The 12,623-nt window shown below is 68.3% G+C and carries 10 protein-coding genes; 2 read left to right on the top strand and 8 right to left on the bottom strand.

Annotation, left to right across the window (positions count from 1 at the left end; translation table 11 throughout):
* Positions 1-129 precede the first annotated feature (129 nt).
* The 5 genes from iolB to Q8M82_RS11580 form a co-directional block, all read right to left on the bottom strand.
* A complete protein-coding gene (iolB, locus tag Q8M82_RS11600) occupies positions 130-927 on the bottom strand; it encodes a 5-deoxy-glucuronate isomerase (RefSeq protein WP_305691509.1) in 798 nt (265 codons plus the stop codon).
* A gap of 104 nt (positions 928-1,031) precedes the next feature.
* Positions 1,032-1,916, bottom strand: coding sequence for a myo-inosose-2 dehydratase (iolE, locus tag Q8M82_RS11595; RefSeq protein WP_305691508.1), 885 nt, complete (start codon positions 1,914-1,916; stop codon positions 1,032-1,034).
* A 149-nt stretch (positions 1,917-2,065) separates the two neighbouring features.
* Positions 2,066-3,913 (bottom strand): 3D-(3,5/4)-trihydroxycyclohexane-1,2-dione acylhydrolase (decyclizing), encoded by a 1,848-nt coding sequence (gene iolD, locus Q8M82_RS11590; RefSeq protein ID WP_305691507.1) that lies wholly within the window; start codon positions 3,911-3,913, stop codon positions 2,066-2,068.
* A gap of 166 nt (positions 3,914-4,079) precedes the next feature.
* Positions 4,080-6,014 (bottom strand): bifunctional 5-dehydro-2-deoxygluconokinase/5-dehydro-2-deoxyphosphogluconate aldolase, encoded by a 1,935-nt coding sequence (locus tag Q8M82_RS11585; RefSeq protein ID WP_305691506.1) that lies wholly within the window; start codon positions 6,012-6,014, stop codon positions 4,080-4,082.
* A 139-nt stretch (positions 6,015-6,153) separates the two neighbouring features.
* Complete coding sequence (locus Q8M82_RS11580) at positions 6,154-7,032, bottom strand: MurR/RpiR family transcriptional regulator (protein WP_305691505.1); 879 nt, start codon at positions 7,030-7,032, stop codon at positions 6,154-6,156.
* Between the two features lie 178 nt (positions 7,033-7,210).
* Between Q8M82_RS11580 and Q8M82_RS11575 the strand changes: the two genes are divergently transcribed.
* Positions 7,211-7,957 carry an aspartate/glutamate racemase family protein gene (locus tag Q8M82_RS11575; RefSeq protein ID WP_305691504.1) on the top strand — a complete coding sequence of 249 codons (747 nt, stop codon included), beginning with the start codon at positions 7,211-7,213 and terminating at the stop codon, positions 7,955-7,957.
* 162 nt (positions 7,958-8,119) lie between these two features.
* On the opposite strand, the gene Q8M82_RS11570 is transcribed toward Q8M82_RS11575, so the two are convergent.
* The 3 genes from Q8M82_RS11570 to Q8M82_RS11560 form a co-directional block, all read right to left on the bottom strand.
* The gene (locus Q8M82_RS11570; protein ID WP_305691503.1) at positions 8,120-8,923 is read right to left on the bottom strand and encodes an SDR family NAD(P)-dependent oxidoreductase; all 804 of its coding nucleotides are present in this window, start codon (positions 8,921-8,923) and stop codon (positions 8,120-8,122) included.
* A gap of 128 nt (positions 8,924-9,051) precedes the next feature.
* A complete protein-coding gene (locus tag Q8M82_RS11565; RefSeq protein ID WP_305691502.1) occupies positions 9,052-10,071 on the bottom strand; it encodes a TRAP transporter substrate-binding protein in 1,020 nt (339 codons plus the stop codon).
* Between the two features lie 220 nt (positions 10,072-10,291).
* The gene (locus tag Q8M82_RS11560) at positions 10,292-12,160 is read right to left on the bottom strand and encodes a TRAP transporter large permease (protein WP_305691501.1); all 1,869 of its coding nucleotides are present in this window, start codon (positions 12,158-12,160) and stop codon (positions 10,292-10,294) included.
* A gap of 280 nt (positions 12,161-12,440) precedes the next feature.
* Here Q8M82_RS11560 and Q8M82_RS11555 point away from each other — a divergent pair.
* The coding region (locus tag Q8M82_RS11555) for a helix-turn-helix domain-containing protein (RefSeq protein ID WP_305691500.1) at positions 12,441-12,623 on the top strand (183 nt) is incomplete at its 3' end.

Below are 12,623 nucleotides of genomic sequence, written 5' to 3'. Positions count from 1 at the left end.
CCTCAGGCCGTCATCCTGGACCAGCGGCGCAGCCGCGCAGGCCGGGATCCATCATAGGGCATCGGCCTGCCCTTCGATGGATCCCGGTCGGCCTTCGGCCGCCCAGGATGACGCATCACCCTGTTGGGCTCACAGCTTCGTCAGCCACTCGTGCTCGGCGGCGTTGTGGAATTTCCAGGTCCGCTTCGGGCCGGCCATAACGTTGAGATAATAGAGATCGTAGCCGTGGCAGGTGGCGCAGGGATGGTAGCCCTTGGGCACCAGCACGACGTCGCCATCCTCGATCGCCATGGCTTCGTCCAGGCTGCGGTCGTCGGTGTAGACGCGCTGGAAGCCGAAGCCCTGCGGCGGGTTGAGGCGGTGGTAGTAGGTCTCCTCGAGATGGGACTCGCGCGGCAGGTCGTCCTGGTCGTGCTTGTGCGGGGGGTAGCTCGAGGTGTTGCCAGCCGGCGTGATGACCTCGACGACAAGCAGCGAATCCGCCGGCTGGTTCTCCGGCAGGATGTTGGTGACGTGCCGGGTGTTGCTGCCCTTGCCGCGGACCTCCTGGCCGAGATCGTCGGGGCCGATGACACGAACGGGCAGGCCGCCGCCCAGGCCCGGCGCGGTGCAGATGGCGAGTTCGAGATCGGTCGTGGCCGTGACCGACCAGTCGGAGCCCTGCGGGACATAGACCGACCAGGGCTTGCCCTCGAAGGGCGACATGCGCTGGCCGAGTTCGCCCAGAGCTTGCCCGCCGGCGGCAACCCGGCCCTTGCCGGTGACGAAGACGAGGCAGGCTTCGCGATCGCCGGTCTTGGCGGAGACCGTCTCGCCCGGCTTCAGGCGATGCAGGTCGAAGCCGACATAGGTCCAGCCGGCGCTTTGCGGCGTGACGCGGGTCATGAGCCCTTGGCGGTCGGAGGGGCGGATCTTGAGGTGGGACATGGGGGTGCTCCTATCCGGGTTCGTCATGCTCGGGCTCGACCCGAGCATCTCCTGCAAGAGATTCTCGGGTCTGCGCTTCGCTTCGCCCGAGAATGACGCTGGCTTCACGCCAATCCGGCTTCCTTGATGAAGCGGCTGAGGTTGGCGTGGCCGAGTTTCGCGTAAGCTGCGGGCTCTGCCTTTTTCGGGTCCTGCTCGGCCTCGACGACGATCCAGCCGGAATAGCCCTGCAACTCCTTGAGCACGCGGACATAGTCGATCAGCCCGTCGCCCGGCACCGTATAGACGCCGGCCAGCACCGACTGCAGGAAGGACCAGTCCTCCTTGTTGGACTGCCACATCACAGCCTCGCGGATGTCCTTGCAGTGAACATGGTGGATGCGGGGCTTCCAGTGGCGGGCGATGCGCGCGGGATCGCCGCCGCCCCAGGTGGCGTGGCCGGTGTCGAGCAGGAGCCCGACGGTCTCGCCGGTGACGGCCATGAAGCGGTCGATCTCGGATTCGGTCTGCACCACCGTGCCCATATGGTGGTGGTAGACGAGCTGGAGGCCATGTTCGGCTTTCAGGCCTTCAGCAAAATTCGTGTAGCGCGCGCCGAACGGCGCCCAGCCGTCCTTCGCCAGCACGGGGCGGGCCGAGAGCGGCTTGGCCATGTCGGAATGGATCGCGTTCGAGGTCTCGGCCGCAATCAGCACGGTGCAGCCCATCTCGCGCAGCAGCGTGGCGTGAGCCTTCACCGCCTCCATCTCGGCGGCGACGTCGCGGATCAGCAGCTCGGTCGAGTACCAGCCGGAGACGAGCGCATGGCCGTGGGCGTCGAGGATCGGCTTCAGCGCCGCGGCATTGCGCGGGAACTTGTTGCCGAGCTCCATGCCGGTGAAGCCGGCGGCGCGGGCCTCGCTCAGGCAGGTCTCCAGCGGGATGTCGCCACCGATCTCCAGCATGTCGTCATTCGACCAGCCGATGGGGTTTGCGCCGATGCGGATCATTTGTGGGGTCTTTCGCAAACTGTTGTTGATCGAAAAACGCGGTCATCCCGGACAAGCCGCGTGAGCGGCGCCGATCCGGGGTCCATGCCTGAAGCGTTCCGGCATGGATCCCGGGTCTCCGCTGCGCTGCGCCCGGGATGACGGCGCGCTTAATTCCCGACACGCTGGTGCTGCCGTTTGATGTCGTACTGCGCCCGCGCGGCGCGGACCTCCGCCCGCTCGCTGACCTCCGGCACCGCGACATCCCACCAGGCGCCGCCAGCGCCGGTCGAGACCAGCGGGTCGGTGTCGATGACGACGACGGTGGTGCGGGTGTTCGCCTTGGCCTGGGCGAGCGCGGTTTCGAGCTCGGCGATCGAGGCGGCTGTCACTGCGATCGCGCCGAGGCTGGCGGCGTGCTGGACGAAGTCGATCTCGGGCAGGGTCTCGTGGCGGGCGTCCTTCAGCAGGTTGTTGAAGGAGGCGCTGCCGGTTGCGTTCTGAAGGCGGTTGATGCAGCCGAAGCCGCGGTTGTCGAGCAGCACGATGGTGAGCTTGAGGCCGAGCATGACCGAGGTCGCGATCTCGGAGTTCATCATCAGATAGGAGCCGTCGCCGACCATGACGACGACCTCCCGCTCGGGCCGCGCCATCTTGGCGCCGAGGCCGCCGGCGATCTCGTAGCCCATGCAGGAGAAGCCGTATTCGGCGTGGTAGGAGCCTGGCGGGCCCGCCTGCCAGAGCTTGTGCAACTCGCCCGGCAGCCCGCCGGCCGCATGCAGCAGGATGACCTCCGAGCCCAAGCTGCGCTGGACGGCGCCGATGACCTGGGCGTCCGAAGGGAGCGCCGCGTTGGTCGCGGCGGTGACGGCCTCAGCCTCCTTGCGCCACGCCGCCTTGCCGGCCTTTGCGTCGGTGGTCCAGCTGGCGGGTGCCTGCCAGTTGCCGATCGCGTCGCGCAGTTCGGCGAGGCCCTCGCGGGCGTCTGCCACCAGCGGCAAGGCACGGTGCTTGCCGGCGTCGAAGGCCTGGACGTTGAGGCCGATGACGCTCTTGCCGGCGGCGAAGAGGGCCCAGGAGCCGGTGGTGAAATCCTGCAGCCGCGTGCCCACCGCGAGGATGAGATCGGCCTCCGCCGCGAGGCGGTTGGCTGCGCCCGTGCCGGTGACGCCGATGGCGGCCATGTTCAGCGGCGCGTCATCGGGCAGGGCCGACTTGCCGCCCTGCGTCTCGCAGACGGGGATGCCGGTCTGCGTCGCAAAGCGGGCCAGTTCGTCGCTGGCGCCGGAATAGAGCACGCCGCCGCCCGCCACGATCAGCGGCTTCTTCGCCGCCTTCAGCGCGGCGGCGGCCGCTGCGAGTTCGGCCCGGTCGGGCCGCGGGCGGCGCGGCGTCCAGAGGCGCTCCTCGAAGAAGCTCTCGGGATAGTCATAGGCCTCCGCCTGGACGTCCTGGCAGAGCGCAAGCGTCACGGGTCCGCATTCGGCAGGGTCGGTCAGCACCTGCATGGCGCGCTGGAGCGCCGGGATGATCTGCTCGGGGCGGGTGATGCGGTCGAAATAGCGCGAGACGGGCTTGAAGCAGTCATTGGCCGAGACCGTGCCGTCCCCGAAATGCTCGACCTGCTGGAGGACGGGGTCGGGAATGCGGTTGGCGAAGACGTCGCCTGGCAGCAGCAGTACCGGCAGGCGGTTGACATGGGCGAGCGCGGCGGCGGTTACGAGATTGGTCGCGCCGGGGCCGATCGATGTCGTCGCGGCCATGAAGCGGCGGCGCATGTTCGTCTTGGCATAGGCGATGGCGGCGTGGGCCATGGCCTGCTCGTTATGGGCGCGGAAGGTCGGCAGGCGCTCGCGCTCCTGCCACAGCGCCTCGCCCAGGCCCGCGACATTGCCATGGCCGAAGATCGCCCAGACGCCTCCGAAGATCGGCAGGCGCTCTCCGTCGATCTCGGTCATCTGGCGGCTGAGATAGCGCGTCAGCGCCTGGGCCATGGTGAGGCGGATGGTGGCGGTCATGTCGGGTTTCGATTCTCTGTACGATAACCAGCTGTCATTCCGGGCGACGGGAGGGAGACCCAGGATCCATTCCGGGACCTAACCCGCAAAGGCTCCGGAATGGATCCCGGATCTCCGCTGCGCTCCGTCCGGGATGACCCGCGCGGGTGGGATGTCGGCATGAAGCCTACGCCGCCTTGCGGTCGCGGGTCGAAAGCCAGAGCTCGGTCAGCGCGCCGAAGCGGCGGGCCATGTCGGTGATGGCGGCTTCGTCGTCGATGCGGCCGGCGAGCCAGGCCTCCGCGGCCGCCATGAAGATGGTGCGGCCGACGGCGAAGCCCTTGACGATGGGGGTGGCGGCCGTGGCGGCGAAGCCCGCCTCCAGCTCCTCGGCGGGCGCGTCGAGCCCGAGCAGCAGCACGCCGCGGCACCAGGGGTCGTTGCGCGCGATGGTCTGTTCGATGGCGGCCCAGGCGGCGGGCGAGGCCTGCGGCTCGAGCTTCCACCAGTCGGGCTTGATGCCGAGGTCGTAGAGCTCCTGCATCGCCCGGGCGATGGTGTCGGGGCCGAGCGGGCCGTGCTTGCCGGCAATGATCTCGACCAGCAATTCGCGGCCGACCTTGCGGGCCGCCTCGAACAGGCCGCGCAGCTTCTCCTGCTGGGCCTGCTTGAGCGCGGGCTCGTCGTCGGGATGGTAGAAGCAGAGCGCCTTGATGCAGTGATCGACCGGCCATTCCGGCAGAGCTGAGCCGATGTCCTGGCTGCCCTCGAAGCGCAGCGGCCGCGAGCCCGGCTGCTCGACCGGGCGGCCGAGCCAGGAGAAGGGATGGCGGGCGAATTCGAACATCGCCTCGCGGCCATGCTTCTCGTCGAGCAGCATGCCGTAGCCCGGCCGGCCGTTGGCGACGCGCGCGGCGGCCTTGACGGCGAGAACCTTGAAGTCGCGGATGCGGGCGGGGTCGGCGTCGAGCTTCTGCGCGACCTCCTCGAGCTGGGCACGGTGGTCGCAGGCGAGCGCCATCAGTGAGGGAATGTCGCCGCGCCGCGTCGTCGCCCAGTGGATATGGTTGATCGCCTCGTCCTTGCGGAGCGCCCGGTGCGGGCTGCCGTTCTTGAGGAAGTACTGCAGCTCCGCGAAGGTCGGGCTTTCGGGCGAGCAGAGCAGCCGCGAGACGGCGAAGGCGCCGCAGGCATTGGCCCAGGTCGCCGCCGTCTGCAGGCTCTCGCCGCCGAGCCAGCCGCGCAGGAAGCCGGACATGAAGGCATCGCCCGCGCCGAGCACATTATAGACCTCGATGGGGAAGCCCTTGCCGATGATGCCGTCCTCGAGATCCTCGGAGATCGCGCCCTCATAGACGATGCAGCCCATCGGGCCGCGCTTGAGCACGATGGTGGCGGGGGTGAGCGCGCGGATGGTCTTCAGGGCCGGCAGAAGCTCGTTCTCGCCGGAGGCGATCAGCACCTCCTCCTCCGTGCCGACGACGAGGTCGCAGCCGGGCAGGACGCTCTTCATCCGCTCCGAAACGGCGGCTGAGGCAATGTAGCGGTTGTCGCCCGCGGCATGGCCGGCGAGCCCCCAGAGATTGGGGCGGTAGTCGATGTCGAGGATGACCTTGCCGCCTTGGGCGCGCATCAGCCGCATCGCCTTGCGCTGGGCGGCCTCGGTGTTGGGGCGGGCGAAATGGGTGCCGGTGACGACGACGGCGCGGGCTGTGGCGAGGAAGGCCGCGTCGACATCCGCCTCCTCCAGCGCCATGTCGGCGCAGTTCTCGCGGTAGAACAGGAGCGGGAAGGACTTGTCGCTCTCGACCGAGAGGATGGCGAGCGCCGTCAGCCGCGTCGGGTCGGTCTTCAGCCCGCCGAGAGCGACGCCCTCGCGGGCGAGCTGCTCGCGCAGGAAGCGGCCGAACTGCTCGTCGCCGACGCGCGTCAGGAGCGCCGAGCGCAGGCCGAGCCGGGCCGTGCCGATGGCGATGTTGGCCGGGCAGCCGCCGACCGATTTGGCGAAGCTGCCGACATCCTCCAGCCGCGAGCCGATCTGCTGGCCGTAGAGGTCGACCGATGCGCGCCCGATGGTGATGACGTCGAGCGACGGGGCGGGTGCGCCCTGCGATGCCGCCATGTCGTTCTCCCGGCTCGTCCTGCCCCTGGTCCCGGCTGCGTCACGCGCTCCGGCGATCCGTCGTTTACGAAATAACAGTTCTACTTTCCAGTCAATCCGGAATGGATGTTCCCGATTGGGAGGGCTGGGCTCGGGCGCGTCAGGAGGGGCTGCGTGCCTGCCCGCGCGGCTTGGCGGACTTGCGGTCCCGGCGCGCGTCGCCGATGCCGACAGCCAGCGCCATCGACAGCGCCATGGTGGCCGAGAGCGTGCGGAAGCCGCCGAAATCGGCCTCCGCGACCTCGAACCAGAGCGTCGCGAACTGGACGAGCGGCGAGAAGGCGCTGTCGGTGATGGCGACGACCGGCACGCCGCGCTCCGAGAGCTGGCGGGCCTCGTCGATCGTCTCGGCCGCATATGGCGAGAAACTGACGGCGAGCGCGACGTCGCGCGGCGTCGCGAAGGAGAGGATTTCCGGGCTGAGGCCCGCGGCCGATTCGACGAGCTGGTTGCGCACGCCGAGCTTGCCGAGCGCATAGGCCATGTAGCTCGCCACCGGATAGGAGCGGCGGCGCGCCAGGATGAAGACCGTCTCCGCGCCCGCCAGCGTGGCGATGGCGCGGTCGAGCAGGGCCTCGTCGAGCGAGCGGGCCATGACGTCGAGCGAGGTGCCGGACGCGCTGAGAAAGCCCTCGAGGATGCGGTGGTTGGCGCCGTTGCCGCCGACATTGGCGCGCAGCGCGCTGAGCCGCTCCTCATAGCTCGAATTGCGCTCGCGCAGCCGCTCGCGGAAGACGCTCTGCAGGCTGGTGAACCCGTCGAAGCCGAGATGCTGGGCGAAGCGCACCAGCGTCGAGGGCTGCACGCTCGCAGCGTCGGCGATGCTGGCCGCCGTGCCGAAGGCGATCTCGTCGGGATTGTCGAGCGCATAGGCGGCGACCTGGGCGATGCGCTTGGGCAGCGACTGGCGGCGGGCGAGGATCAGCGATCTCAGGCCGTCGAAATCGCGAGGGGCCGAAAGGGCCGTCTCGTCGGTCATGCCATCTCTCTCCCGGCCGCGCTGCGCGCGTCAGCCCTTCTGGCAGCGCGCGCGGAATGGATCAAGTGTTCCAGCGATGGAACGCCCTGCGCCGCGGACCGGCGCGGGGCTGGCTCTCGTGCCCGCGCCATGGCACGCAGCCTGCAGGCGCGGGACGCGCCGAGAGAGAGTTTTGTCGATGAAGATCCTGTTGCTGAACCCCAACACCAGCGAGAGCCTGACGACGCGGCTGTTCGACGCCGCGGTGCAGGTCGTCGGGGCGGAGACGCAAATCCTGCCCGCGACCGCGCCGCGCGGCGTGCCCTACATCTCGACGCGGGCGGAGGCGCAGATCGGCGGGGCGATCGCGCTCGAGATGCTGGCGGAGCGGGCGGGAACCTACGACGCGGCGGTGATCGCGGCCTTCGGCGACCCCGGCCTGTTTGCAGCGCGCGAATTGTTCGAGGTGCCGGTGGTCGGCATGGCGGAGGCAGCGATGCTGACGGCCTGCATGCTGGGCCGACGCTTCGCCATCGTCACCTTCGCGAGTGCGCTCGGCCCCTGGTACCAAGAATGCGTCGAGATGCATGGCATGGTCGATCGCTGCGCCGGCATCCGCATGCTCGACGGCGCCTTCCGCTCGATCTCCGACGTGCAGGAGGAGAAGGAGGAGCTGCTGGTCGCGCTCGCCAACGAGGCGGTTGCAAGCACGCAGGCCGATGTCGTGATCCTGGCCGGGGCGCCGCTGGCGGGGCTAGCGGCAACGGTGCGCGAGCGGATCCCCGTGCCGGTGATCGACCAGGTCCAGGCGGCGGTGAAGCAGGCGCAGACGCTGGCGCTGCTGCGCCCGCTGAAGGCGCGCACGGGCAGCTTCGCGCGCCCGGCCGGCAAGGAGAGCGTGGGGCTGGCGGGACCGCTGGCGGACTGGATCGCAAGGCGGGGGTGAGCGCGCCGTCATTCCGGGGCGCCCCGCAGGGGCGAGCCTGGAACCCAGCACCGATGCGCGTCACGAGAGAGCGCTGCGATCATGCGCGCTTAATGTTTGAAGTCCATCGTTTCTGGGTTCCGGGCTCTTCGCTGCGCGAAGCCCCGGAATGACGGCAGCGCCTCACCCCACCCCGCTCGCGCCGCAGGTCTGGCCGCCATCGACGGGCAGGCAGACGCCGGTGATGAACTTGGCCTCGTCGGAGGCGAGGAAGACGGCGGCGTTGGCGATGTCCCAGGCGGTGCCCATCTTGCCCATCGGCACGAGCGCGTCGCGGGCGGCGACCATTTCCTCAGACGAGGCGTATTGTGCAGAGATCTGCTTGTAGATCATCGGCGTGTCGATCAGCCCGGGCATGATGCAGTTCGCGCGGATGCCCTGCCTTGCGTATTGCATGGCGAGCGCCACCGTCGCCTGGTTCACGGCGGCCTTGGTCGCGTAATAGGCGAAATAGGGATAGCCGACCCAGCGGATCGCGGCGATCGAGGAGATGTTGACGATGGCGCCGCCGCCGCCGGCCAGCATATGCGGAATCACGGCCTTGGAGCAGCGATAGACCGGGCCGAGATTGAGGTCGATCGCGGCCTGGAACTGCTCCTCCGACAATTCGACCGGCCCGCCCATATGGGTCACGCCGACATTGTTGTGCAGGATGTTGATGCGCCCGAAGCGCGTCATCGTCGCGGCGACGGCAGCCTCGATCGAGGCCTGCCGGGTGACGTCGGCGGCCAGCGCGATGGCGACGCCGCCCTCATCGGCGATGATCTGCGCGGTCTCGTCCGCCGCCACCTGGCTGATGTCGATGCAGGCGACGCGCGCGCCCTCGCGGGCGAAGGCGACGGCCGCCGCCTTGCCATTGCCCCAGCCCTCGCCGGAGGAGCCGGCGCCGAAGACGACGGCGATCTTGCCCTTGAGCCGGTCGGCCATGGTGGTCTTCTTTCGTCTCGCGGTCGAACCGCGCCGTCATGCTCGGGCTCGACCCGAGCATCTCCTGCATGAGATTCTCGGGTCTGCGCTGCGCTTCGCCCGAGAATGACGGGCGCGGTCGAAGGCTCTCAGCTCAGCGAGCCGCCGACGGCCTTCTCGAGGATGGCCCAGGCCTCGTCGCCATACTTCTTCTTCCAGTCGGCGTAGAAGCCGGCCTTGCGCAGGGCGTCGCGGAAGGCCTCCGCCTTGGTCTCGTTGAAGACCATGCCCTTGGAGGTCAGATCCTCGCGCAGGCCGGCATTGAGCTTGGCGACGTCGGCGCGCTCCAGTTCGGCGGCGGCGTTGAGGTTCTTGGCGACGATGGCGCGCAGATCCTCCGGCAGGCGCTCCCAGGCGCGGCGGTTGCCGAGGAACCAGAAGCCGTCCCACATATGGTTGGTGACGGAGAGGTACTTCTGCACCTCGAACAGCTTGGCGGTGGAGATGATCGCCAGCGGGTTCTCCTGCGCGTCGACGATCTTGGTCTGCAGCGCGGTGTAGACCTCGGCGAAGTTGATGCTCGCCGGAGCCGACTGGAAAGCGGTGAACATCGAGGTCCAGAGCGGCGAGACCGGCACGCGGATCTTCAGGCCCTTGAGGTCGTCGGGGCTGTTGATCGGGCCCTTGGACGAGGTGATCTGGCGGAAGCCGTTGTCCCAGATCTTGTCCATGACGACGAGGTTGGCCTTGCTGATCTGGCCGCGGACATAGGCGCCGAGCTCGCCGTCCATCGCCTTCCAGACGGCGTCGTAGTTCGGGAAGGCGAAGCCGATCCCGGAGACCGAGGCGTTCGGCACCAGGGTCGAGAGGATCAGCGGCGAGAGCGTGAAGAACTCCACGCCGCCCGAGCGGACCTGGCTCAGCATGTCGGTGTCGGAGCCGAGCTGGTTGTTCGGGAAGATCTGGATGGCGACGCGGCCCTTGGTCTCGGCCTTGATCTTCTCGACCGCCTCGTTGGCGCGCACGTTCATGGGGTGCGCCAGCGGCAGGTTGTTGGCGTATTTGTACGAGAATTCGGGGGTCTGCGCGGAAGCCGTGCCGATATGGAAGGTCCCGATCGCGGAAGCGGCGGCTGTGCCCTGAAGCAGGATGCGGCGTGAGATGGTCATGGTCGTTTCTCCCTGTGGTGGTGTTGTTTTTGGTCGTGCCTAGATTCTTGAGATGGACGTCATTCCGTCAGCCACGCCGTCATTCCGGACAAGCCGCGTCAGCGGCGCCGCTCCGGAATCCATCGTAAGGCACTGTCGCCGCCCTATGATGGATTCCGGGTCTGCGCTGCGCTTGCCCGGAATGACCGAGAGGGTGAGCATAAAAAGAAGCGTCCATCGTTCACAGCACCCAGGTCGAGAGGCCCGGCACGAAGGCGATGACGACCAGGCCCACGAGCAGGGCGATGAGATAGGGCCAGATCGCGCCCATCGCCTCGTCGGGCGAGACGTTGCCGATCTTGCAGGCGATGTAGAAGCCGATGCCGATCGGCGGGGTCATCAGGCCGATATTCATCGCGGTGACCACCACCATCGAATAATGCACGTCGTTGATGCCGAGGCTCTTGGCGATCGGGAACATCAGCGGCGCCATCAGCACGATGGCCGGCAGCCCCTCGAGCACGCAGCCCAGCACGATGAACACGACGATCGTCACGAGCATGAAGGTCAGCCAGCCGCCGGGCAGGCCGGTCATCACCGCGGCGAGATCACGGGCGAAGCCGGTCTGGGTCAGGGCCCAGGCCATGGCGAGCGCGGTGCCGAGGATCATCAGGATGGCGCCCGAGAGGGCCGCCGTCTCGACGAACATGGCGTAGAACTTCTTCGGGCTGATGCCGCCATAGAGGATCATGCCGATGATCAGCGCGTAGAGCACCGCGATCGTCGAGACTTCCGTGGCGGTGGCGACGCCGCCGCCGACCGCGCCGCGGATGATGAAGGGCAGCACCAGGGCCGGGCCGGCGATCAGCGCGGTCTTGCCGATGATCGAGAGCGAGACGCGGCGGACGCCCTGCATATCCTCGTGGCGCGCCTTCCAGCGGGCGAGGATGGCGAGCGCCAGCAGCAGCACCATGGCGATGGCGAAGCCGGCATTGAACAGGCCGGCGATCGAGACGCCGGCGACCGAGCCGAGCACGATCAGCACGATCGAGGGCGGCACCGTGTCGGCCATGGCGGCGCCGGTCGAGAGCAGCGCGATCAGTTCCTTGGGCTTGTAGCCGCGCCGCTTCATCTCCGGAAACAGGGCTGGCGCGACGGTGGCCATGTCCGAGACCTTGGAGCCCGAGATGCCCGAGACCAGGAAGAGCGAGCCGAGCAGGACATAGGACATGCCGGCGCGGACATGGCCGAGCATGGAGGCGAGGAAATCGACGATCGCCTTGCCCATGCCGGTGGCGTCGAGAATGCAGCCGAGCAGCACGAAGATGGGCACCGAGAGCAGGATGATGCTCGACATGCCCTCGTCCATGCGGCCGATCATCACCAGCATCGGCACATTGGTCGAGAAGACGAGGAAGCAGAGCGTGCCCATACCGAAGCAGAAGGCGATCGGCACGCCGGCCGCGAGGCAGAGCGCCACGACGATCACCAGGAAGATCAGGATGTTGCCGTAGCCCAGCCCCTTGAAGGCCGGCGTCAGCAGCCAGAACGCGACGCCGATGGCGACGACCAATGCCGTCGCCAGCACGAAGTCGCGCAGCGTCGAGGTCTTCCAGGCGTGGCGCAGCGCCAGCAGCGCCATCAGCACGATGCCGGTTGCGAGCGCCGAGACGCGCCAGCTGTTGGGGATGTTGAGCGCCGCCGAGGTGACGAAGCTCTCCTCGATCGCATAGTCGATCGCCGGGTAGATCATCGCCAGCAGGAAGGCGGCGACGACGAGCAGCGCGAAGCTGTTGGCGAAGCCGCGCAGGCGCTCCGGCATCATGCCGACGAAGAGCGTCAGCCGCAGGTGCTCGTTGCGGTCGATCGCGATGGCGGCCCCGAGCATGGCGAGCCACAAAAACGAGATCGAGGCGACCTCGTCGATCCAGATCACCGGCAGCGAGAAGACGTAGCGCGAGGTCACGCCGAGCAGCAGCACGCCGATGATGAGCGCGACGAGCACGGCGGCGATCGCCTCGACCGGGCGCATGAAGGGCGAGCCCGGGCGGACATCCTCGAGTTCCGCGATGGCCTCGGGCAGGGCGATCCTGTCGGCGACGTCGACCATGGCAGCGCTCAGCCCGCGCAGCGCGCGGCGCAGGGGCGCAGCGTGGCGGATAGGGGGCGGCTGCCCGCGATGGGGGGCGGCATCGGCATCTCGTCGTCCTCCCGTTCGCATCGCCTTCGTTGTGGCTTGTCCGGCAGCCGGCGATGCGGTCCACATCGTGATCGCGATCACCGTGGAGCGGCGCGGAGATTACACGAGGCCTTCCGCATTGCAATCGACAAAAGCTCGCTCTAGGCTCTGATGACAACAATAAGGTCCATATCGTGGACCAATGGTGAGGATGCCCGTGGGAGCCAGCGAGCAGGCGCGTGCCGGACTATCCGGTTCGCAGAGCGTCGATCGCGCTCTGCAACTGCTCGCGCTCGTCGGCCGCGAGCCGGCGGGTGGGCTGCCCCTGGCCGAGATCGTCGTCGGCAGCGGGCTCAACAAGCCGACCGCGCGGCGGCTGCTGCTGGCGCTGATG

Source organism: Allobosea sp., assembly GCF_030694325.1.
Classification (GTDB): Bacteria; Pseudomonadota; Alphaproteobacteria; order Rhizobiales; family Beijerinckiaceae; genus Allobosea.
Note: the sequence above shows the minus strand (reverse complement) of the source record. Positions and strands in the feature narration are given on the sequence as shown.